24 protein-coding genes and 2 pseudogenes are annotated in these 22,054 nt (G+C 61.5%); 3 read left to right on the top strand and 23 right to left on the bottom strand.

Annotation, left to right across the window (positions count from 1 at the left end; all coding sequences use genetic code 11):
• Positions 1 to 20: 20 nt before the first annotated feature.
• The 12 genes from GH266_RS12335 to GH266_RS12280 form a co-directional block, all read right to left on the bottom strand.
• Entirely contained in the window at positions 21 to 569 is a 549-nt protein-coding gene (locus GH266_RS12335; protein WP_036589139.1) for a hypothetical protein, read from the bottom strand.
• A 198-nt stretch (positions 570 to 767) separates the two neighbouring features.
• On the bottom strand, positions 768 to 932 hold the full coding sequence (locus GH266_RS12330; RefSeq protein WP_196244983.1) for a hypothetical protein: 165 nt from the start codon (positions 930 to 932) through the stop codon (positions 768 to 770).
• 399 nt (positions 933 to 1,331) lie between these two features.
• Positions 1,332 to 1,901 carry an ATP-binding protein gene (locus GH266_RS12325; protein ID WP_036589140.1) on the bottom strand — a complete coding sequence of 190 codons (570 nt, stop codon included), beginning with the start codon at positions 1,899 to 1,901 and terminating at the stop codon, positions 1,332 to 1,334.
• A 155-nt stretch (positions 1,902 to 2,056) separates the two neighbouring features.
• Positions 2,057 to 4,195, bottom strand: a complete 2,139-nt coding sequence (locus GH266_RS12320) for a Spo0J and enkurin domain-containing protein (RefSeq protein WP_158194148.1) — start codon at positions 4,193 to 4,195, stop codon at positions 2,057 to 2,059.
• A 124-nt stretch (positions 4,196 to 4,319) separates the two neighbouring features.
• Positions 4,320 to 4,715 carry a DUF2958 domain-containing protein gene (locus GH266_RS12315; protein WP_036589696.1) on the bottom strand — a complete coding sequence of 132 codons (396 nt, stop codon included), beginning with the start codon at positions 4,713 to 4,715 and terminating at the stop codon, positions 4,320 to 4,322.
• Positions 4,712 to 5,674, bottom strand: a complete 963-nt coding sequence (locus GH266_RS12310) for an ArdC family protein (RefSeq protein WP_158194147.1) — start codon at positions 5,672 to 5,674, stop codon at positions 4,712 to 4,714. Before GH266_RS12310 ends, GH266_RS12315 begins: the two co-directional genes overlap by 4 nt.
• Before the next feature lie 409 nt (positions 5,675 to 6,083).
• Positions 6,084 to 7,004, bottom strand: coding sequence for a Kiwa anti-phage protein KwaB-like domain-containing protein (locus tag GH266_RS12305; protein WP_036585667.1), 921 nt, complete (start codon positions 7,002 to 7,004; stop codon positions 6,084 to 6,086).
• A gap of 2 nt (positions 7,005 to 7,006) precedes the next feature.
• On the bottom strand, positions 7,007 to 7,603 hold the full coding sequence (locus GH266_RS12300; RefSeq protein WP_036585665.1) for a hypothetical protein: 597 nt from the start codon (positions 7,601 to 7,603) through the stop codon (positions 7,007 to 7,009).
• Positions 7,604 to 8,281 (bottom strand): ATP-binding protein, encoded by a 678-nt coding sequence (locus GH266_RS12295; protein WP_158194146.1) that lies wholly within the window; start codon positions 8,279 to 8,281, stop codon positions 7,604 to 7,606.
• Between the two features lie 116 nt (positions 8,282 to 8,397).
• Entirely contained in the window at positions 8,398 to 9,489 is a 1,092-nt protein-coding gene (locus tag GH266_RS12290) for a DUF4417 domain-containing protein (RefSeq protein ID WP_080692015.1), read from the bottom strand.
• Positions 9,490 to 9,524: 35 nt separating this feature from the next.
• Positions 9,525 to 9,875: a hypothetical protein gene (locus GH266_RS12285; RefSeq protein ID WP_036585661.1), complete on the bottom strand. Its 351-nt coding sequence runs from the start codon at positions 9,873 to 9,875 to the stop codon at positions 9,525 to 9,527.
• Complete coding sequence (locus GH266_RS12280) at positions 9,865 to 10,437, bottom strand: hypothetical protein (RefSeq protein WP_158194145.1); 573 nt, start codon at positions 10,435 to 10,437, stop codon at positions 9,865 to 9,867. The genes GH266_RS12285 and GH266_RS12280 overlap by 11 nt, the downstream gene beginning before the upstream one ends.
• A 350-nt stretch (positions 10,438 to 10,787) precedes the next feature.
• Between GH266_RS12280 and GH266_RS12275 the strand changes: the two are divergent.
• A pseudogene (locus tag GH266_RS12275) lies at positions 10,788 to 11,109 on the top strand (site-specific integrase); the annotation flags it as partial.
• Positions 11,110 to 11,173: 64 nt separating this feature from the next.
• A protein-coding gene (locus GH266_RS12270) for an IS3 family transposase (RefSeq protein WP_155269201.1) occupies positions 11,174 to 12,342 on the top strand; the annotation gives its coding sequence in 2 pieces (ribosomal slippage) (positions 11,174 to 11,438 and positions 11,438 to 12,342; 1,170 coding nt in all).
• Positions 12,343 to 12,692: 350 nt separating this feature from the next.
• Here GH266_RS12270 and GH266_RS12265 read toward each other — a convergent pair.
• The 8 genes from GH266_RS12265 to GH266_RS12230 form a co-directional block, all read right to left on the bottom strand.
• Positions 12,693 to 13,070: an ABC transporter permease subunit gene (locus GH266_RS12265; RefSeq protein ID WP_244953828.1), complete on the bottom strand. Its 378-nt coding sequence runs from the start codon at positions 13,068 to 13,070 to the stop codon at positions 12,693 to 12,695.
• Between the two features lie 322 nt (positions 13,071 to 13,392).
• The gene (locus GH266_RS12260) at positions 13,393 to 15,147 is read right to left on the bottom strand and encodes a SulP family inorganic anion transporter (RefSeq protein ID WP_036585657.1); all 1,755 of its coding nucleotides are present in this window, start codon (positions 15,145 to 15,147) and stop codon (positions 13,393 to 13,395) included.
• Positions 15,148 to 15,158: 11 nt separating this feature from the next.
• Entirely contained in the window at positions 15,159 to 15,506 is a 348-nt protein-coding gene (locus GH266_RS12255) for a protein tyrosine phosphatase family protein (protein WP_036585655.1), read from the bottom strand.
• Positions 15,490 to 15,927 carry a YeeE/YedE family protein gene (locus tag GH266_RS12250; protein ID WP_036585653.1) on the bottom strand — a complete coding sequence of 146 codons (438 nt, stop codon included), beginning with the start codon at positions 15,925 to 15,927 and terminating at the stop codon, positions 15,490 to 15,492. Before GH266_RS12250 ends, GH266_RS12255 begins: the two co-directional genes overlap by 17 nt.
• A 1-nt stretch (position 15,928) precedes the next feature.
• The gene (locus GH266_RS12245; RefSeq protein WP_036585651.1) at positions 15,929 to 16,354 is read right to left on the bottom strand and encodes a YeeE/YedE family protein; all 426 of its coding nucleotides are present in this window, start codon (positions 16,352 to 16,354) and stop codon (positions 15,929 to 15,931) included.
• Positions 16,351 to 16,557, bottom strand: coding sequence for a YgaP family membrane protein (locus GH266_RS12240; RefSeq protein WP_036585649.1), 207 nt, complete (start codon positions 16,555 to 16,557; stop codon positions 16,351 to 16,353). Before GH266_RS12240 ends, GH266_RS12245 begins: the two co-directional genes overlap by 4 nt.
• Before the next feature lie 14 nt (positions 16,558 to 16,571).
• Positions 16,572 to 17,447, bottom strand: a complete 876-nt coding sequence (locus GH266_RS12235; RefSeq protein WP_036585647.1) for an MBL fold metallo-hydrolase — start codon at positions 17,445 to 17,447, stop codon at positions 16,572 to 16,574.
• A 30-nt stretch (positions 17,448 to 17,477) separates the two neighbouring features.
• Positions 17,478 to 18,899, bottom strand: coding sequence for an SLC13 family permease (locus GH266_RS12230; RefSeq protein WP_199270304.1), 1,422 nt, complete (start codon positions 18,897 to 18,899; stop codon positions 17,478 to 17,480).
• Positions 18,900 to 18,949: 50 nt separating this feature from the next.
• Here GH266_RS12230 and GH266_RS12225 point away from each other — a divergent pair, with 50 nt between their 5' ends.
• The gene (locus GH266_RS12225) at positions 18,950 to 19,777 is read left to right on the top strand and encodes an AraC family transcriptional regulator (protein WP_036585645.1); all 828 of its coding nucleotides are present in this window, start codon (positions 18,950 to 18,952) and stop codon (positions 19,775 to 19,777) included.
• Between the two features lie 19 nt (positions 19,778 to 19,796).
• Here GH266_RS12225 and GH266_RS12220 read toward each other — a convergent pair whose 3' ends face one another.
• The 3 genes and pseudogenes from GH266_RS12220 to GH266_RS12210 all read right to left on the bottom strand — a co-directional run bounded on the left by GH266_RS12220 (position 19,797) and on the right by GH266_RS12210 (position 22,034).
• The gene (locus tag GH266_RS12220; RefSeq protein WP_036585643.1) at positions 19,797 to 20,162 is read right to left on the bottom strand and encodes a DUF5368 domain-containing protein; all 366 of its coding nucleotides are present in this window, start codon (positions 20,160 to 20,162) and stop codon (positions 19,797 to 19,799) included.
• A gap of 15 nt (positions 20,163 to 20,177) precedes the next feature.
• A pseudogene (locus GH266_RS12215) lies at positions 20,178 to 21,508 on the bottom strand (NAD(P)/FAD-dependent oxidoreductase).
• Positions 21,509 to 21,578: 70 nt separating this feature from the next.
• Complete coding sequence (locus tag GH266_RS12210; RefSeq protein ID WP_036585640.1) at positions 21,579 to 22,034, bottom strand: OsmC family protein; 456 nt, start codon at positions 22,032 to 22,034, stop codon at positions 21,579 to 21,581.
• Between the last annotated feature and the right edge of the window lie 20 nt (positions 22,035 to 22,054).

The following is a 22,054-nucleotide window of genomic DNA, read 5'->3' as shown; positions in this document are numbered from 1 at the left end:
TGACGGGGAATGGGTGAGTCTCACGCCGCTTGCGGCATGCGGAGGAGATCGGCAGAGATTTCGCGCCAGAAGGGGTCGACCAGACGGGCTTCCAGTGCCGCCGCGCGGTAGCGCAAAGCCCCAGCCTCCGTTGAGTCCACGGCCCGGAATGCCATCCCGCGCAGGCGGCTGGCCTCCGTCACAATCCTGCGTGCCTGGGCATCGGATGAGACTGGCTGTTGCCAGAGGATGATACCGGCACGGATTTCGCCGGCAAGGACCAGGCGATGATCGTGATCCTGAATGAGCATGATACGAGGCTGGAAACAGGGGAAGCTGTCCGGCCCCGTGCAAATATCACCGCGTGACAGGCGCAAAGCGGCTGCCTGTATTGCCTCCTCCGGTGACGGGCATTCGCCAAGCGCGATCATGCGGTCGAAGCTGTTTTCATCGTCACTGACGCCATAACTGGCTACGCCCAGGCAGGAGATGCGCAGCGGCAGCTTTTGCGCCCGATAGAGCGCTGGCAGAACATCGGCTGCGAGAATCTGACCGATAGAGCGGAAGGTTTCGGAACGGGCAAAGATCATCGGGATCACTCCATGACGGGCGCCGGGAAGCCTCTCTCTCCAGCCCTCAACCCGTCACGGCCGAACGGCCCGCACTCTTCCTCTCTGACAGGGCTTGTTCCCGGGTCCGCTGCCGACGATGGGGATCATCGTGAGGCGCTGAAGGCCCGATCGCGGGGTGCCGCGCTCGGGCCGTCGGGGATGAGGCGCTTTCGCACCTTATTCCCACGGGTCCAGTTCCAGCTTCACCATGTCGTCGTCGCCATCGAATTCGGCGGCGGGGCAAGCGGCATGGGTGCCGTCTCCGGCCTGGAACACAACGATCGAAACCAACAGCGTGGCGGCAAGGCTGGCGGCAAAGGCGGTGGCATCTGCATAGGACATGGGGTCCGGCTCCTGTCTTTGGAGGCGGGGGACCATCCCCCGCGCGACAGGCGCTCGAAGTGTCTGACCGGATCTGCAATCACCCGAGGGCGTTCGGACTCTTTCCGAATCCCCGAGGGCGGCACGCGCGCGTAAGCCGACCCCTTTGGGGTTGAATGTCAAAGAGACGGATCGGACCAAGGTTTGCGAATGGAAGCGGGGGTGGTTTTTCGCATCTGACCGGATGCCGGATACCGTCGCAGATGCTCTGCCGCGCCAGCCTTGCCACCATGCTGGCATCAGGATCGTGTTCCCTTCCGGCTAGAGACGGCACCCATGCCGCTCGCCCATGTGCAGGGATGACGGCTGTTATGGTGAAGGTGGAGTTGGAGCAGTGGATGTATTCAATGCCAAGAGCCCTTAGCCGCCGGTCGGATATCGGGCCAAGTCGAGTTGTCTTGCCACCTGATCGGCCAGCAGTTCACTGTCATGCTCGCCATCCAACCTCAGCACCGGCGCTGATTGCTTACTCAGCCATTTCTGATGCTGCGTAAAATTCCTCCCGGTGAACTCCGGGTCGTCGTAACGTGATGCCCAATCCCGAAAGGCCAAGTGAGCGTCATGCATGTCTCCTCCTGGCAAAATGCGAGAGCCATGACGTTCTGCCTCTCGCTCGTCGAGACGCTGAAGGCGAACGGGCGTTGGCGTGTACAAGAAAACAATCAAATCGACGTCCCGAATAAGTGAATCACCCCATCCGATGAACGATCCTGTGAGTATCCATCCAACGATAGAACTCTGGCGATCTTTAATCAGTTGGACGCGCTCCTCGGGAGCACGCTTGGTGCTGTAAGGGGGATCGGTGGGCATCCAATAGTAATCGTCTACATCAATTTGCGGGACACGGAAACGCTTCGACAGGATCGAACCAAGTGTTGAAACACCGGAGCAAGACGCCCCTGTCAGGTATACACAAGGTTTGTCTGACATACTTTTTCCTATTTAGGTCGGGCGGGTTCCAACCTGGCGTTGACCAACGGCTTCGCCCGCATAGTTCCGAAAGGAAAAGCCGGGTCAAGAGAACTGGGCGTGTTGCACAAACGGGGTGGCTGAAACGGGGCGACCGAAGCCGCCCCGTATGAATGCTATTCAGCAGCGACCATATGCTGTTCCTCCTCGTCATCAGCCGGATCGTCCTCGCCATCACCGGAGAGGAAATCGGGCAGCTCGTCGGCTTCCCTGTCGGTTCCCGTCGTCGGGTCCGCGTCAATGCCATCATCCACCATGCGCAGCGGCTCGGGCAACCAGCCGGTGTCCGCCAGCAGGCGCTCGGCTTCCTTGGCCATGTCACCCTTCTTCAGGTGCCCGATCAGTTCGGCGGCCCGGTCTCCGGCCCCTTCACGCACAGCCTCAAGGATACGCGGCTTGGTCACGCGGCCAAGATAGTTCTCAACCGTCGGCCGCCAGCCCACGGCAACCATATCGAGACCGGTCGAGCGCGCCAGCCGATCAGCCTGCGATAGGCGGATGTCCAGCCCGTGCTGGCTGACGCCCGAGCCGCTATAGGGGTTCGGCTTTTCATAGAGCGCGTTCACACCATAGCTGACGCAATGGGCGAGCAGGTCCATGCGCGAACCATCGTCCAGATCGGTCAGCCAATCCCAGAGGGCGGCATCGTCTGCCGGGACATGATCGCCCCAGCGTTCGTGGCGGTCAGCGATGGCCTTGGCCGACGCGCTATCGCGCAGATCCTCGGCCTGTGCGGGCAGATGAACCTCCCGGACCTGTGCTTCCAGGCATCCGCAGCTGGCATGCGGCATGAAGCAATCAATGACCAGCCGGTGCAGCAGTGCCGTCATGGCGACATGCGGGTTCACCGCCACGGCATCACGCAACGCCAGCGTACGGTGCGCGGTCAATTCGCTGACCAGACGATCTGGCAGCGGCTTGATGGTCTCGGTCTCGTCGTCTTCCTCCTGTTCGACCGGCTGCCCCCCAAGCGTGATGACGGCGCGCTGATGGGTGACGGCCGGTTCGGTCCGCTGGATCACCTCGCCGGTGTCGGGGTCAACGATCTCAACGTCGGGTTCGGCCGGTGTTTCATCCTCGGCGCGAACATAGCCGCGTTCGATCAGCAAGGAGCCATCGGCGTCGATGCTGATGAAGGCACCCGCCTTGTCCGTCTGGTCCGACTCAAAGACCATCGGGCGGCGCTCGAAGGTTTCCAGCGCCTGTTCGATCTCACCCAGGCGGGCGTCGATCTCGTCAGGCAGCTCGTCAGCCTCACCATATTCGGCTTCAAGCCGGTCATATTCATCGCGCAGAGCCTCGCGGGTGGCGCGTTCCTCTTCGCTCAGGTCGACCGTGGTGCCGACGATCTGGCGAAGGCCATGATCGTGACCATAGGGAAAGGTGATGGCGACCTCGATCCATTTCCAGCCCTCAACGGCAATGACTTCGGCTTCCGCCTTCAGCTTTTCGCCCACCAGCCGGTCGAGCAGCACCGGATCTTGCAGCCAGCCGCCATCGTCCTGCTGGAAGAGATCGCGCAGCACGCAGCCGCCTGCTGCCTCATAGGTGTCGATACCGACGAAGACCGCCCGCTTGTCAGCGGCGCGCACCGTGGTTTCGGTCAGCAGACGGCGGATGGTATAGGGCTCCTTCTGCCAGCCATCCTTGATCGCGTCCCACACCTGCTCCTGACGGGCATGGTCGGAACTGACGGTGAAGGCCATGAGCTGTTCCAGCGTCATGCCATCCTCGGCATAGATGTCGAGCAATGCGGGCGAGACCGAGACCAGGCGCAGGCGCTGTTTCACCACCTTGGCGTCCACAAAGAAGGCGGCGGCGATGGCTTCCTCGGTCATGCCCTTTTCGCGCAAGGCCTGGAAGGCGCGGAACTGGTCGAGCGGATGCAAGGGGGCGCGCTCGATGTTCTCGGCGAGCGATACCTCGTCGATCAGCACATCGGCGCTGGCCTCCGACACGACGCAGGGGACCGGCGCGATCTTGGCGAGGCGCTTTTGCTTGACCAGCAGTTCCAGTGCGCGGAAGCGGCGACCGCCGGCAGGAACCTCGAACATGCCGGTTTCCTTGCCCTCGCCGTCAACGACAGGGCGGACATGCAGGGACTGGATCAGGCCGCGCCGGGCGATGGACTCGGCCAATTCCTCGACCGAGACACCGGCCTTGACACGCCGGACGTTGGACTGGCTGAGCACCAGCTTGGTGAAGGGAATGTCGCGCGAGGACGACAGCGTGATCTTCTGAACGGCAGTGGCCATGTCAGGTACTCCATGACGGACGCCGGTGAGCCTCTCTCTCCGGCTATCAGCCCGTCACGAAGCGAAGCGCCGCCCTCTTCCTCTGAAGAGAGCGACGCCAGCCGCAGAACCTGAAGCCCGGAAATCAGGCACTCCGGTTTTCTGTATCGGCGGATGTACGGGAATAGCTCGCGCCAACACGGTAGAGCAGACGCTCGGCGGCGCGGATGCTGCCGGTCTCGCGAGCGGCCTCGGCCCAGACCGAGATCGGGAAATCCCCGGTGAACAGCAGATCACGCTCGATGCCCATGCCAAGGGGCAGCCGGACTGACTGCATCTCGCTCAGGCTCCACGACCCCAGTTCGGGATAGCCGAGATCGGCCAAACCGAACATGATGTCGCCATCCTCATCCAGTTCGGTGGCGAGCCAGACGCCTTCGCCGAGGGGGTTGAAGAACTTCACGACCGGAATGTGATCCTGATCGCGCTGGCGGCCATTGGCCAGCAGCCGGTCGCGCTGCATATCGGTGAGGAGGATCATGCCGCAGCCCTCCGTTCGGCTACGCCCGCATCCGTTTCGCCGGCATCCTGATCAGGCAGATGCGACAGCAGCCAATCGGCCGCTTTGCTGCCCTGCGAGGCGGCGCGGACAATGGCGCGATTATCCTCGCGAAGGCACTCCAGCCACGACCCGATATAATCGGCGTGGCGCACGGTAGGTACGATACCCAGAGTGGCGCAGCAGAAGGCCGCGTTCATTTCGGCGACAAGTTCTTCGAAGGCGTATTTCTTCGTGCCGAAGCTGCCCGAGAAATCCCGCCCAAGCCGCGAGGCATGGCCAGTCGCGTGCCCCATCTCGTGCAGGGCCGTTCGATGCCAGTTGATCGGCTCGAAATAGGCTTGCGGAGGCGGCACCTGAACATAGTCCGACGACGGCATATAGAAGGCGCGATCTCCGCCGATGCGGAAGTCGATGCCGGTCTCCTTGATGAGTGCCTCGACCTTCGGCTCGATCAGGCCGGGTGGTGGTGGCGGGGCATCGACTGAGATATCCTCCGGCAGGCCCTCACATTGCGCGGCGTTGAAGACCGTGAATCGCTTTAGGAAGGGAATACGGCCTGGTTCCTCGCCGGTCTCTCGGGCACGACGCTTTTCGTCCTCGGGTGTGAAGCGGTCGGCATAGACGACGGTGGTGCCTCGCTCGCCCTTCCTGACATTGCCTCCACGCGACAGCGCCTGCCGGAAGGTCAGCCAATTCTGGGTTGGAAAGCCATGTTGGATCACAGCCCCCCAGAGGATCAGCACATTGATCCCGGAATAGTGCCGGGAGGTCGTCGCATTCCGCGGCATGGCAAGGGGAGCCTTCGCCGCCGCCGTCCCCCAGGGCTGAACCCAGGGCAGCCGCCCTTGCTCCAACTCGGCGATGATCTTGTTGGTGATGTCGTCGTAAAGGTTGCTGCGCGCGCCACTGTCAGGGACGGCGCGATCTTGTCTGGCCATCGGGATAATCTCCGCGACGGGCGCCGGAGACCTTTTCTCCAGCCCTCAACCCGTCACGGAAAACCCGTCCGCACTCTCACTCTGAAGGGGGCGTTGCGGGGTCTCCCCGCTGATGGGGGTGCGTCGGCAATGCCAGTGCCGACCAGGGGGAAGGCCTTCCCCCACGACATCAAATGGCAAGTTAGGGGTGGATTCCTGCCCGACCGCATCTGGTCGGCGGAGTGGAAAAGCGGCCATTCAGGTGACGGCTGCATTTCGACCGCAACGCGCCGCCATTTCGGTCATTCGGCGCCGCACTGCCGCGTCCCTAAAGCAGACGGCCGCCACTAGCTCACCGGGCCCAACACGGCAGATATCGGCTTTCGGGGTTCGACCCGCTTCTGGAGAGGATACTGCTTGCAATTCAGGACTACGCGACGGCGGTAGCGTCGGGAACGTCATAATGCTGTTCCGAGAAAAACGACGACAGGCGGTGATCGAGCAGCGCGCGGATAATATCGGCACAAGTCTCAGGGGTCGCGACCAACCTCCCATCAGCTGCGAACACCAAGTTGAGGCCGCACCTTGCAAAATTGTCTCGGAGACGCTGCATGAACTGCGCATCCATGTAGTGCCCCTTTTGGCGAATGACACAGGCGCGGCGCAGATGGATTTTGTTCTGACCCACGAAGGTCACCAACGGCGCCACGTCTGAGAAGACCGCGGCAAAGGCGGGCTCAGCTTGCAAGGCGACGAAGTCCTCGGCATGAGCCTGCTTGTAGCTGAGCACCTTCTCAAACGATGGCTTACTCAGCATGACGATGTCGTCGCCCGCGATGAAAAAATCCACATGGCGAGAAATACTGAAGGCTGGCTCCTCGTTCAGGCCAAGCTGCTCGTCCTTGAAAATGACGGATATAGCACTGCGCGTTTTCCTGGATTGCCAGGAGTTATCCGTGCTCCTAACGGCGTGGATCGCGTTGTCGGCATGCGTGAGCTTCACGACGTAGAACTTGGTGTTTTGAACGTCCTTAAGTGACCGGACCTTCTTTTCGGCAAGAGGGTCCGCCATCTGCGCGGTGATCGCATCCGCGTGGGTTTCCAGCGCGTCAATGCCGAGCGCGATTCCATCTTGGGCGGCCGCTAGCAATGTATATGGAGTCACATCCTGAATGGAGGCCCTCGCCTCGGTGAGAGCTTCCTTCAAGGCGCCGTCGAGCTCTTCGTCCGTATTGACATGGCGGCCGCTGAACCGCGGCAAACCATCCGCAGTCACGGATTTCTTGAAAAGCCAGACGGACACCGTGGACTCTTCAATATTGAAGTCGGCTAGGCTTTGCGGCAACGGCATAATCAGTCTCCCCCGGCGCTCGGTTTAATAATCAAGATGTCCTGAACCGGAGCCTGGCGATATCGGGCACCGGGCGTGATTGCCCCCTGAGCGAGGACGTTGGCGCTATGCACCTGCTTGGACGCGGCGTGGTTGTAGGAGATATCGTAAAGCTTCCAACCGAACACAATCAGGACGGGATTCAGTATGATCTGGCCGGACTTGTAGCTGATCCAGAACATCCACCCCAGAAAGATGATCACGCCGATGTATTTTCCAAAATCCTGATAGTCGATGCTCATGAACGAGACAACGTAGGGCAACGTGTAGTTCATTAGGTCAGCAGGCACATGCCTCGCCTCTTGGACGATGATCTCATTCTTGGGCTTGACCGCGGCAAGCGCCCACAAGGTCAAGGCGAAGCAGATGAGACACGCCAAGAAAATTCCTATGGCGAAGGCAGGATTCTTCAGTGGGATCGAGCAGCCATCCTCCCAAATCCGCCAACAAGGCGGACGGCCCACGAAGGCGTAGTCGAAGTTCTGGGCGAGAAGTATGAGGCTCAAAGGCAAGTAGGAGCCAAGGAACACCACGAAGGCCGGTATAACCCTGAACTGCATCTACCGTCCTCCATGCGCGCAGGCGTCAATCCTGACAGAGCAGAAAAATCCGTCTATCCAGGCCCGCTGCAACGTGGTCGCCGGCAATGTACCATCGGCCTGACGAGAAAAGATGCATGCACCGTCACCAGACCTGAACCGCACCATGCGGCTGAGATTGGTCAACCCTACCAGTATTGGCCTGAAACCCATTCCCCGACCCTGTTCGGCTTTGGCCGAGATGCCCTCGCGAAGTGCCAGTTCAAGCGCCGTACATGAATCAGGAATGGCGGCGTAGTGGGGATTCTTGCGAAGGCTGCGTTGCACGCCGATACCGGCGTCACAGACAACATACTCAAAGCTGTTCGGTCGAGCGACGTAGGCGACCAAGCCACTATCCGCGCGCTCACTATGCTCGATAGTGTTCGTATAGATTTCCTCGAGGCTCGCGATCAGTTGCCAGGCCTCCGGCTGCGGCACGCCAATAGTAATGGCGGCATTCTTGGCCTTGATCGAGAAATTCTGCCAGTTCGTGGCATCGCCCATGATGCTTCGAACCGCGATGACTCCCTGACTTCCGTCGGAGCTGAACCAGTCCGTCATCGTCGTGACCTTCGAGAGCTGCTTGGCATAGTCTGGCGCCACGAGCCATTGGCTGAGGGCGGCTGGTAAGTGTCCGAGGCGCCAAAGTTCCAGCATCGGTCCAAGCTCTTCTCCGAGTTGCCGCGGCATGCGCGCAGCCCAACCAGAGTAGCCTGGGGCAGCTAGGGCGATATCATCGACAAGTTCGAAGGTCAGGCTGTCGATGGCACACCTCAAGCGGCTTTCGCCGCAGGCAGCGGCTGACCATAGTAGGCAGCGCGAAGATAAGCCACCTGTTCCTCAAGATTGGTCCTCAGCAGCGGATCGAGTGGAGCTCCCGGTGACGTTTTCGATGAAACCCACTCAAGCGCGTTATTCGCGACCCGCTCGGCCATTTGGCGCTTCTGCGTTTTCATGAAGGCCGTCGTGTCGATGTATAGCACCTCTCGAAAATGGCGGCGCAGGAATGGAATAACCTGCGGATTGCCCCGGACAATGATGTCCAGTGGACGGTCGGCTGCTGCGGCCAGTTCGGCCAATCGATCCAAATGAAATTGCCGCCGTCCAGATCGATCTGGCCCGGTGATGAACTCATAGGCCATGACCTGCACTTCTGGGCGCTCGGCGACGAAAGTCCGCCAGCGCTCGAAATCCTGAAAGGTCCTGCCATTCGGATGCAATGCGCAGGCGAGGCCATTTTCCTGGAATTCAGAGAAGACAAGGGCGATCCGTTTCATTGCGTGCAGGTCGTCCCAACGAGGATGGTCGAGCACCAGGCTGAAATTTGGCGTGGTGACCATCTGGACGCCATTGGCTACTAGGTCTCGTATAATCGCCGGGCGCGCGGGGCCCAGGGACCACCACGGTTCAATCTTGTTGTCGTGATCGACGCCCGTCAGGATTACCTTGCAATCGGGCGAGAGACGGAAGGCCTCGCGAAGCACCTCGGCGCTCACATGCTTGGTACGCTTGCGGCGGAAGTCCACGACATCAGCCAGTCTCAACGCAACCACGTCCGCTTCGAGCGCCTGAACGCGACGGCTGCCATGGTAGATCAACTCCACCACATCTCCCTTTAGGACAACCGGGAGAGCTGGCGCACGGGGCGTGGCGTGGAGATCGAAGCCACCGATTTCCCGAACCTGCTGGGGAAAGACGATAGCGTTGCCCGGACAAACCTTGGTGCAGGTGTCAGACGCACCGCAGCAATGGTGGAGACAATCCATGATCTGAGCCTCGATGCTCAGGCCGCCACAAATGTCGCGGTCTGGGCAATTGCCACAACCCAGGCACATCGTGTTGATGTGCGGGTTGTCCGTGAGCATGCGGGTTTGGAGCTCGGTACTCTTGGTCGTGTCGATTAGCACAGCGTGACGTCCACCTTGCCTGACACAAGATGAACCCGCTGTACGATCGCGCGGGCCACACCGCCCGACTGCTGAATGGAGGAAACCACTTGCGTCGATGGGTTATCCATGGTGCCCACGGTGTCATTCCCGCGCCGGAGTGTGACAGAGCCCGATTTTCTTGCTTCCGCGATGAAAGATTCCCCTGCGGCCACGGCCACACCGGAACTGATCGTCCCCAGGTAAATACGGGGCTTTTCGCCCGGAATCGTCGAGAACAGGTTAGCGGTCGCCAAGGCCACGCGATGATTGTCGATGGTCTTGCGAATCGTTTTCTTGGTCCTGCTAAGAAATTCAGCGCCCATTATTACCCACCTCCACGACGGGCCTGTAATATTTGGCGCGTCCCTTTGAAAACTCCCGAATAAGGCCGCGAGCGGCCAATCCAGCGAGTCGGTTGTTCCAAGCGGTCGTCTTCTCTGCTTCCCCGTAACGCTCCTTCAGGGTGTTAGCATCGGCCTCGCGTAGCCTGTTCACGAGGTCGAAAGTAATCTGCTGTTTCGGATCAAGTTGTCCAACGAGTCCAATGTCCGAGACCTGATCGTTCTCATCCAGGCGACAGCTAATGATGGCATCATTTTTTGCGTGTGCAACCATCAGAAATTCATCATAGACCGGGTCATTCACGTTTGCCGCGACCGCGTAATATTTCGAATCCATGGCGCGCAGGTAAGACTTAAGGGAAAATACGGATTCCCGAAGAAAGCTGGCGGTCGCGACTTGAACATCCTGGAAGTCAATAAAGAGCGGTGTGGGCAAAAGGGGATTGCCTTTGATGCCTCGGATCATGAGTGAGAATGCGAACTTGCCATTCAGAGCTCCCGCAAGCACGGGCTCTTGGTCAGGACTCAACATCTGATATCTCATCATCGTCACCTATCTCACGCTACACAAGTGAGAATAGGGCAGGTGCACGGCTTATTCAAGACCTCTTCTTGCAAAGGTCCGACGTTGCGGAATACCGCGGCCTAGGAGGCGATCGGGTGTCCGCGCGCTTTCGCTGCTCCGCTGATTGGAATCTGACCAAACGGGATGCGAACAAGCTTCTCGTCGCGATCACGAACGCGGTTTCACCTCCTTGGCTCGGGCGCTGCCGCCCTCGCATTAGAGCGGCTGCTTTCCATCGCACGCTGCTGAGATCTGCCAGTCGGCCGTCGGCCCCATTGCTGTCGTCGCTTCGTTATTCCCTTGGCCAATCACGGCCTAGGAGAAATAAAATGGGTTACTCTCACTACGATGCCGCAGTTCGCGGCCGCGCTGCCTGGAATGCCGGAAAGACAGTTGGAACTAAAACGCCCGTTGACGCAGAAACAGATATGGGCAATCCGCTTCTTCCTTGATCGAGAAGGGCGTGTTCGGGATCGTGCTCTTTTTGATCTTGCTATCGACAGCAAGCTTCGTGGCTGCGATCTGGTAAAGATCAAAATCGGAAACTTGGTCACTGGATCGGAGATACGAAAGCGGGCGATGGTCGTTCAACAAAAGACGGGTCGGCCTGTTCAGTTCGAATTGACCGGTGATGTGCGTGCCAGCTTACTGGTCTGCCCCCTGAAAAGTGGTCCTCTGTGAAGTAGGCTATTGAGCCGTTGGAGAGGACTTTGGAATGCCCCAGAAGAAGCACAAGCCGGAAGAGATCGTCGCGAAGCTTCGCCAGGTCGATGTTCTGCTGTCGCAAGGAAGATCGGTTGGCGAGGCGGTTCGCACGATCGGCGTGACGCAGTTCACGTATTACCGCTGGCGCAAGGAGTTCGGCGGCCTGAAGGGTGACCAGGTGAAGCGGCTGGAGGAGCTCGAGAAGGAGAACGACCGGCTGCGCAAGGCTGTGTCGGACCTGACGCTCGAGAAGCTGATCCTGAAAGAGGCTGCCTCGGGAAACTATTGAGCCCCGCCCGTCGTCGTCGCTGCGTTGACCATGTCGTGGCGAAGTTCTCCGTCTCGGAGCGGTTTGCCTGCAAGGTTCTCGGACAGCACCGTTCGACTCAGCGCAAGCGGCCGAGAGGTCGGCCTGATGACGAGGTTCTCACTGCCGCCATCATTCGGCTCGCCTCCCGCTATGGCCGCTATGGCTATCGCCGGATCACGGCGATGCTGCGGTCGGAGGGTTGGACGGTGAACGCCAAACGTGTCGAGCGCATCTGGCGGCGGGAGGGGCTGAAGGTTCCCCACAAGCAACCGAAGAGAGGCCGCCTCTGGCTAAATGACGGATCGTGCGTCCGGCTTCGGCCCGAGTACCCAAACCATGTCTGGTCCTATGACTTCGTCGAAAGCCGGACCCACAATGGCCGGAAGTTCCGCATGCTCAACATTATCGATGAGTTCACCCGAGAGTGCCTGGCGATTAGGATCGACCGCAAGCTCAACTCAACCGACGTCATCGACGTCCTGTCGGACCTGTTCATCCTGCGCGGGGTTCCTGGCCATGTTCGTTCCGACAACGGCCCGGAGTTCATCGCCAAGGCCGTGCGGGACTGGATCGTGGCCGTCGGCGCCAGGACCGCGTTCATCGAACCCGGCAGCCCTTGGGAGAACGGCTACTGCGAGAGCTTCAACTCGAAGCTGCGCGACGAACTGCTCAACGGTGAGATCTTCTACAGCCTCGCCGAGGCCAAGGTCATCATCGAGGCATGGCGGCGCTACTACAACACCGAGAGGCCACACTCATCACTCGGTTACAAACCACCCGCACCAGAGGCCATTGTCTGGCCGCCATCGCCACCTGGCGCACCTCCATCATCGGCACAGGCGATGGCCGAAAAGCCAATCATGCATTAAGACTGAAACCGGACCACCTTATGGGGTCAGACCACAAATGATGGTCACGATTGCGGACTTCTTCAGAACGCCTCTCGATGGGAAAGCCACCATCATTCTCCTAAATGCGTTAGAACCTGCCGCTTGTTACAATATTTTGGTGTCGGGGTAGCTAATCGTATATCCACAACTTGAGCGAAAGGCTGGGCGACGACGGGCGGGAGTATCCCGCAATCTGGCGATAGCGACAGCCACATGGGTTCGCGCCTCCAGCCAGTCGCTTACCTGCCAGACGGAAAATGCAGAACTCCTCCGCCAGATCAGCTTGCGTCAAGCGGAGGATGGCGTTCAATGGCTCAGGCCCGCGGCTATCATGCCCGCACCTCCTGCCGCTGGAACACGACATAGGCGAGCGTGAACAGGACCAGCATCGCGGCGATCAGTCCGGAGATCTGGGGCCAAACGATCAGCAGGCTCTGTAGGGTCGGCAGCGGCGCTCCTATCACCGCGCCCTGCATCTGGTGCATGAACAGCGGCCCGACGGAGCGCGCGGCAGGGTTCAGTAGCAGCCCCGTAACCTCGCCATAGAGCGTCTGCGGCGAGATGCGGGCGATCGCCTGCTGCCACTCAAAGCGGTTGAGCACGCTGATCGGATCGAACGGGTCGATCGGCGCGACGATCCCGGCCACCAACGGCGCGATCATGCCCCAGAACACGGTGAGCACCAGCCAGACCGACAGCGCGGCCAGCGCCGAGGTGGCGGGCGAGCGGATGACGGTCGAGAATGCGATCGCAAGCGCCAGCCAGACGCCAGCATATCCGTCTTCCCAACCAGGAGGTCATCGACCTGCACGACCGCGTGAAGTCCGGTGCGAAGATCGTCGTGCACTGACCGGGAACGGCGTGTCTTTATCTTCCTGCAAGCCGTCCTATCCCTGACCAGACTCACAGGCGGACGGCGAATGCTTCGACGGAAAGCTCGGTGAGCCGGATGCACGAGATAGTCGATTTCTGACGCTGCGGAATTCACCAGCGAAATCGATAAGGGAAAATGCTGGAATTGCAGTGACGCTACACAGAAGCGTCGATCTGCGTCTGTTCCGGAGATGAGCCAAGACGCAGCGCGCCCGACAGCAAGCTGTTCACGGCCTCGTGCTGGCTCAGAAACACGAGCCCGTTCAGATGGTTCAGGAAGTCGGTCCTGGCCAGACGATCCATGACCGGTCCCTTGACCTCGGAGAGGTGGAAGCCGATGCCCTGTTCCTTCAGGCGGCGGTTGATCTCCTCCAGGCTTTCCAGCGCGCTGGTATCTATTGCATTGACCGCCGGGGACATGAGGATGACATGCCGTATGGCAGGCTGCGCCGCCACAACGGCGGCGATGCGATCCTCCAGAAAGCGGGCATTGGCGAACCACAGGCCTTCGTCGACGCGCAGCGAGACGATCTCGGGATGCGTGATCACCTCGTGGCGCTCGACATTGCGGTAATGCTCGGTGCCGGGAACCTGCCCGACAACTGCCGTATGCGGCCGGCTGGTACGCCACAGATGCAGGACCAGCGACAGGATGACCCCGGATGTGATGCCCGTCTCGACGCCCCATAGCAGGGTGACGAGGATCGTCGTCGCCATCGCGGCGAAATCCGAGCGGGAATAGCGCCAGGTCCGCATCAGTGCCCTGAGGTCGACCAGCGACAGGACCGCCAGAATGATGGTCGCGGCCAGCGTCGCCTGCGGCAGGTTGGCCAACCATGGCGTCAGATAGAGCGTCGCCAGCGCGATGCCAACGGCGGTGAATACGCCGGCCGCGGGCGTTCTCGCTCCCGCGTCGAAATTGACGACCGAACGCGCAAAACCGCCGGTGACGGGATAGCCCGACGAGATGGATGCCGCGATGTTTGCGGCCCCCAGCCCGATCAGTTCCTGATCGGCGATGATCCTTTCGCGGCGCCGCGCCGCCAGCGTCTGCGCGACGGAAACCGACTCAACGAAACCTACCGCCGAGATCAGCACCGCAGCCGGCGTGAGCGCCAGGCTCAGGTCGAGCGTGACGCGCGGAAAGCCCGGAACTGGCAAGCCGGAGGGAATGGCCCCGACCAGCGCGACACCCTTGTCGCCGAGTCCGAGCATGGTGGCAGCAAGGATGGTCGCGGCGATAGCCACGACGGGGGCTACGCGAGCGACTGCATCGGCCAACCATAGCGGCAGGCCGATTGCCACCAGCGCGGCTTTCGCCCAGCGGCGCGCCACATAGAGAAAGGCCAGCACTGCGGCGCCGGTTGCGAGCGTGACGGAATTGATCGCGCCCCATTGTCCAGCCAGCGATGAGATGATTTCCGGCAGTGTGTCGCCGCCTCCCGATACGCCGAGAATGTGCCGCAACTGCCCGGCTGCAATCAGGATACCGGATGCGGTGATGAAGCCGGAAATGACGGAATGGCTGAGGAAGTTCGCAAGGAAGCCAAGCCTCAGCACGCCCATCAGGATGAGGACGAGACCCGACAGCGCGGCCAGCACGACAGCCGCCGTCATGCCGTCGGCCAGTCCCGCCGCCGTGACCGGAGCGATGGCCGATGCGGTCATCAGCGAGACGACCGCGACCGGCCCCACGGCCAACGTGCGCGATGATCCGAAGATGGCATAGGCCAACAGCGGCAGGATGGATGCATAGAGCCCGACTTCGGGCGGCAGGCCGGCCAGCATCGCATAGGCCAGCGATTGCGGGATCAGCATGATGGTGACGATCACCGCCGCCAGCCCGTCCGCCCCGAGCGTGGCCCTGTCGTAGCGCCGCGCCCAGTCGACCACGGGAAACCAGCGTTGCATGAAAATGGTCCTCAATCGCCGGCCATGCGGCGCAATGTTTCGGCGCGCGCGCCGGAGCGACACCAGCCGAGAATCTGGCCCTCGCTCGCGGCCAACACCTCACGCATTGCCGCGACCTGCTCTGGGCTGGGCAAGCCGGACACCGGAATATGGTGCGAGATCAACCCCAGATTTTGTGCGGCGGCGGCAAGGTCGGCGAAGGCAGCCTGGGCTCTTTCCTCGCCATCGGGCCGGATGCAGACGAGAACCGTGAAACCGGCTTCCGCGATGGCCGGCAGGTCCTCGACCTTGAGCTGGCCGGTGACCGAATAGAGGTCATCCACACGGCGGAAGCGCGAGGCTTTACGAAACGGCCACACGACGTGTCTCCATCCATCTGCGCAAGCTGCGCGCGATCATGATGCCTGCAAGCATCGAGACTACGAAAACCAGCGCATCCGGTTCGCCCAGGCCAAGCGCCGGGACGGAGCCGCCGGGGCAGAAGCCGGCGATCCCCCAGCCGATGCCGAACAGGGCCGAGCCACCGACCAGTTCGGCGTCGATGTCACGCCGGGTCGGCAGATGGAACTTGACGTCGCACAGAGGCGCAGGCCGCTTCAGCACAAGGCGGTAACCGACAAAGGCGACGGCCAGCGCACCGCCCATGACGAAAGCCAGCGACGGGTCCCAGGCTCCGGCCACGTCGAAGAAGTTCAGCACCTTGGCGGGATTTGCCATGCCGGAAATTGCAATGCCGGACCCGAATAACGCTCCGATCACGAGAGCGATGACAATGGGCATGTCAGAACCCTCCGAGCAGGTGGCGGATCACATAGACGGTGATGCCGGTGGTCAGCATGAAGGTCAGCGTGGCGACGATGGAGCGCGGCGAAAGCCGGGCGTTGCCACAGATGCCGTGGCCAGACGTGCAGCCGCTGCCGAGGGTCACGCCGACGCCGACAACCAGCCCGCTGATGACGATCCAAGGAAAGGGCGTCGCGCTCTGGAAATCGATGCCGAAACCGGGAATGTTAACGATCAGGAATGGCGCGGCGACGGCTCCGGCGAGGAAGGCCAACCGCCAGCTCCGGTCGCCGATGCCGGGCAGGAGTCCGGCAAGCAGGCCGGTCATGCCGGCGATGCGGCCATGGAAGGCCATGAGCAGCACCGCCGAAAGACCGATCAAGGCCCCGCCGAGCAGCGACTGGACCGGGGTGAACTCGGTCATTTCGAGCCCCGGTTGGTATTGATCCCGAAAATGGACCAGGCAGGGCAGAAGCGCAGCGCGCCGGTGACGATCATCACGACGCCGACAATACCTGCGATCCACGCCCAGAGTGGCGGGAAGCCGGCCACGAAAGCGAGCACAAGGAGGATCGCGCCCAGGACAAGCCGGGCCATCCGTTCAGGCGTTCCGATATTGATGCGCATTTGGGTGTTTCCTTTTACCAGGGGGCGTCAAGCAGGTTCATGGGGATTTTCAGGTAGCGCGTGCCGTTCGCCTCCGGTTCGGGCAGGCGTCCGGCATTGGTGTTGATCTGCAATGCGTGCAGGATCAGCTTGGGCATCGGCAGGGTGGCGTCGCGCGCCTCGCGGGCCGCGACGAACTCGGCTTCCGTCAGATATTTCGACATGTGGATATTGGTGGCCTTCTGCTCGGCCACGGTCGATTCCCATTCCGGCTCGCGTCCGCCCTGGCAATAATCATGGCCGGTGAAGATGCGCGTATCGTCCGGCAGGGCCAGAATATCCTGAATGGATTTCCATAGCACCTTGGCCGAACCACCAGGGAAATCCGCGCGGGCGGTGCCGCTGTCGGGCACGAAGAGCGTGTCGTGGACGAAGGCGGCGTCGCCGATCACATAGGTTATCGAAGCCAGCGTGTGGCCGGGCGAAAACATGACGTGACCCGGGATGGAGCCAACCGTGAAAGTGTCGCCATGCTCGAACAGGCGGTCCCACTGGCTTCCGTCAGCCGGAAAATCCGGCCAATTGTAGAAGCCCTTCCACAGTTTCTGCACCTCGACGACCTTGGCCCCGATGGCCGTCTGCACGCTGGTCTTTTCCTTGAGCCAGGCGGCGGCGGAAAAATGGTCGGCATGCGGATGAGTGTCGAGAATCCATTCCAGCTCATAACCCTTGTCGGCGATGAATTTCAGCAGGCGCTCCGCCTCGATCGTTGCGGTCGCGGCGGATTTCTCGTCATAGTCGAGCACCGGATCGATGATGGCGCATTTTTTCGTGGCCGTGTCGGCAACGACATATTGCACCGATCCGGTGCGTTTCTCGTAGAAGCCTGTGACTTCGGGTTTCTGGATCATGTCGGAATACCTCTCAATTCGGGCAAAAGATCAAATCCATCCAAGCAGAAGCCACCACAGGAAATCGAGCGGGAGCAGGATCAGAACGGTGATTACCGCCAGCAGCAGGATCACGCGCGGCAGGCTCTCAAGCTTCTCGCCGGAGAGCTGCATGGCGACGACGAGCGGCGCGAGTTGGTAGGGAAAGAGCGGCGTCGAAAAGCCGATCACCTGCGTCATCAGCACTGTCTGCAAGGAAAAGCCCGTCTGCGCCGCCAGATCACCCGCCATCGGTGTCAGCACGGCCGGCACGCCGGGAATGGTCGTGAACAGACCCGTTGCCATGGCCATCAGGGAAAGCGACATGAAGTTGAGCAGGTCATTGCCATGAGCCAACGGCAGGACATGGCGCAGCGCATCACCGAACATCGTTCCGAGGCCAGCTTTGTCGACGAGAGCCCCAAGCGCCAGCGCGCCGGCAACGAAAAGCAGTATCCCGAAATCCGTGGCATTCTTGAAGGCGGGAGGCGTCACCACGCCGATGCGGGGAAGCATCAGGACAACCGCCGCGACCAGACCGATCCAGGCCGAATTTATGCCGTGCAGACTGTCGGTCATCCACAGCGCCAGCGTGGCGATAAGGATCAGCCCCACCCTGATCTGCGCGCCGCTCGCCGGGCCGGCGGCAGTCGCCAGATTTGCCGGCCTGACTGCATCCACCTGCGCGGGAAACAGCCGCGCCACCAAAAGAACGGTCAAGCCGGCCTTGATGAGGCCCAGCACCGGATAGTGCAGCGCCAGATAGGCCATGTAGCCGAAATGCACGCTCCAGATCGTCTCGGAAGCCCCTGCGAGCACCATGTTGGGAATGTTGGAAGGCAGGATGGCGAAGCTCGGCATGTTGCAGCCGATGGCCAGGATCACGGCAACGCCAATGCGTCCGTTCGATCCCGGACCGAACCCCACACGATCCGCTAGGGCCATGCCGACGGGAACGAGAACCGCCGCGCGGCCGACCGAGGATGGCATTACGAAACCTAGCGCCATGGCGGTCAGCATAAGCCCGCCGATGAGCCTGAAATAACTGCCCGTCAAGGCAGGGCCGATCAGTGAGGCAAGTCTTGCTCCAAGGCCTGACCGGCTGATTGCCGCGCCGATGACGAACCCCGACACGATCAGCCAGATCGCGGCAGAGCCGAAGCCCGAGAACACCACGGCGGGCTCCGCCAGATTGGCGACCAGCACAAAGGCAAAGAAAATCAGGCTGGCCAGATAGGACGGAACGAGCGAGGTGCCCCACAGTGACAGGGTGACCAGAACAATCGCCAGCAATCGTGCCTGTTCAAACGACATGCCCCAAGGCGCGGCAAAGGCGACAAGCGCTGCCGCTACACAGGCGGCGGTTACGATGAGTGGCTTTCCGGCCGGTGTGAAGCGGCGCAGGGCGCTGGCGGGTGGTATCTTGGCATCCATTCTGACCGTAACAGCTAGCCATTCCGCCCTGCATGCGCTAGTCAGTCAGCATGACAACAGATGTCAAAAACCCGCCAATTCTTGATCCACTTGAGACGGCCTATATTGTCGACCCGTCGAGGCCGGTGCTGACCCGAGGTCGCGAGATCGCCGCAGGCCACACAATTCGCGACCATTCGCATCCGCGCGGCCAGCTGCTCTGGGCGATAACAGGGGTGGTGAAGGTGATGAGCCACGCCTGTGTCTGGGTGGTGCCGCCCAGCCATGCGGTCTGGATTCCCGGCGGCCTGCCGCACCGCTTCGCGACCGAGACCGATGCCGATATGCTCAATCTCTATGTCGATCCATCACGGCCGGTACGGGAGGGGAAGGGGCCGAAGGGACAGGGCTGCGCGGTTCTCGAACTGACGCCTTTCGTGCGGGAACTGATCCTGCAACTGGACCTGCGCACACAGGATGGAACATATGACGACCGCGCGCTTCGCCTTGCCGAAGTGGCGCTCGATGAACTGGAAATGTTGCCGGAAGCGCCGCTCAGCCTGCCCGGCGGTCAGGACGCGCGGCTTGTCCGCCTGACGCAGCATCTGGCCGCCAATCCCGCAGACCGGCGTCCGCTCGCGGAACTTGCGCAGGCTTTCGGTACCACTCCGCGTACGCTCGAGCGTCTCTTCCGCAACGAGACGGGCCTGTCCTTCCGCCAATGGCGTAACCGGCTCCGGTTGCTGGCGGCGATCGACGCGCTCAACCGCGGCGACAGCAGCACTGCCATCGCCTTTTCACTGGGATGGCACAGCCCGTCCGCCTTCGTTGCGGCATTCCGTGAACAGTTCGGCACGACGCCGCAGCGCTTCTTGCACGAGGCTCGCGCCGCCGCGTGAGCGGCGTGGTTCCCGGTCCTCATCTCCGACCGGAGGGCTTGAGTGGAGGGCGCAGCAGGGATTGCAGGGTGTAGACGAGGATCGCCGCCCCGATAGCCCCCATAGCCGCGACCGCCAGAAGTACGACCACATCGATGGGGCCGCCAATGTCACGCAAGCCTGAACTGGTGATCGTCTGGACGAAAACCACGGCCGCCACCGCACCGATGGGCATGGCGACCTGCGCCCAGAGGAACTTGCGCCAGGACACCGCCCGGTCACGCAGCAGCACATAGAGATAGGCGAGCGTGACTAGCACGGCCACGACCACGAGCGTCCAAAACAGCCCGCTTCCAAACATTTCCTGAAGCACGGCGATCAGCGTAGTGAATGTCAGTTCCTGCATCGTTTCGTCCCTCCCTCAAGCCCGGCCGCGCAGCATGGCGTTGTAGGTGGCCTTGAGAGCCACTTCCTTCATCAGCCAGCTGATCCAGAGTTCCTCGAGCGGCGCGATCAGGCCGGGGAACGAAGGCACGAGATTGTTGTGGTAGTCGAACTCGACCAGCATGGCCCGGCCAACGCGTGTAATCATCGGGCAGGATGTATAGCCGTCATAGGTCTGAGTTCCCTCACGGCCCTGAATGGCGGCGACGAGATGGTCCTCGACCACCGGCACTTGCCATTTCACGCTGGCCGCGGTCTTGCCCTTAGGCACGCCGGCGACGTCGCCGAGCGCGAATATCTCGGGATAGCGCAGATGGCGCAGGGTTTTCATGTCGCATTCGACCCAGCCCTGATCGGTCCACTTGTCGGCCCAGGAAAGGCCGGACTGGCGGATGACCTCGGGCGCGCGCTGCGGCGGGATGACATGGAGATGTCCCACTTCATCTCGGAACTCGTGACCGAAACCGCGCCACTCGCATCGGTCGAGCTTGACTCGAAGGTGGCGATCCTGCGACCCGGATCGACGGATTTCAGCGTCTGGCCCATATGGGTTGCGATGCCGCGCTCGCCGAACAGCATCCGCACCTTTTCGGAGACGATCGGCACCGAAAACAGCACCGGCTGCGGCGCGGCATAATGAATTTCATATTTGCCTGCGGCGCCGCCACGGCTGGCAATATCCTCGATCAGGAATGTGTGTTTGAGCGGCGCGCCGGCGCATTTCATTTCGGTGGCCGGGCGAGTGAACAGACCGACGCCGCCCTCTTCCGCGAATTTCGAGGCGGCCCGCCATGTCCTTGTGGCATGGTCCGGCCCAGCATAGAGTGCACCTATGCCGTTCTGGCCGACCATATCGAGCGAAAAGCCCTCGATCGCCTCATGGTCGAGCACCAGCCCCGGCGCGACGACCAGGAAATCATAGGTAAGAACCTTGCCGTTCTCGGTGGCAATCGTCTTCGCGACGGGGTCGATGGCGGCGGCGTTCTCGGCGATCAGCGTGACGCCCGAAGGCAGCCAGTCAGCAGTCTGCGAAACCACGTAGGAAGCGGGTTTCAGCCCGGCTGCGACCAGTGACAGGCCCGGTTGGTAGAGATGCTCGCGGCGTGGATCGATGATCGTGATCGATGCACCATCCAGGCGTTCGATCAGGCGATTGGCAAGCGCCGTGCCCGCCGCACCCGCGCCGATTATGACGATGCGGGCCGAAGTGGCTACACCCTGCGCACGCGCATTCGCGCCCGTCATGAATGCGGCGGCGCCCATCGCGCTCAGGCTGAGAAAACCGCGCCTTGTGCTGTCAAATCCCATGCTCAAGCCCTCTCTCCCTCATTCCGGAGGTCGGCAGGATGCCTGCCGACCCTGTCTGCCCCGCTGCGGCTCAGGCTGCCTCCACCTCGCGGGTGATGATGTCGGCCTCGCCTTCCAGCAGCTTGTGGACCGGGCATTTGTCAGCCATGGCGACCAGCATCTGCCTCTGCTCCTCGCTCAGCGGGCCCTTGAAGCTCAACTGGCGCTCGAAGGCATGCGGTTTGCCGTCGGTCGGCCTAGAGCCGCCTGCCCCCATCATCGGCGGCGCCCGGAGATGGCGGACCTCCACCTTGACGTCCTCAAGCGGCAGCTTCTTGCGGTCCGCCACCATACGGATGGTCATTGTCGTACAGGCGGCGAGACCGGCCATCACCAGTTCGAACGGATCGGGACCGGTATTGCGCCCGCCATAGATGCCAGGCTCGTCGGCTCCCAGAACGTGATGGCCGACATTGATATACTGGCCGAAGGGGCCGAAGCCGCTTTCGCGCGCTGTGACGATGTTTCTTTTCGGGGTGTCCGACATGTCTAACCTCAATGGTGATG

Origin of the sequence: Stappia indica (assembly GCF_009789575.1) — a bacterium.
Classification (GTDB): Bacteria; Pseudomonadota; Alphaproteobacteria; order Rhizobiales; family Stappiaceae; genus Stappia; species Stappia indica_A.
The sequence above is the reverse complement of the archived record's forward strand: the minus strand, read 5'-3'. Positions and strand labels throughout refer to the sequence as shown.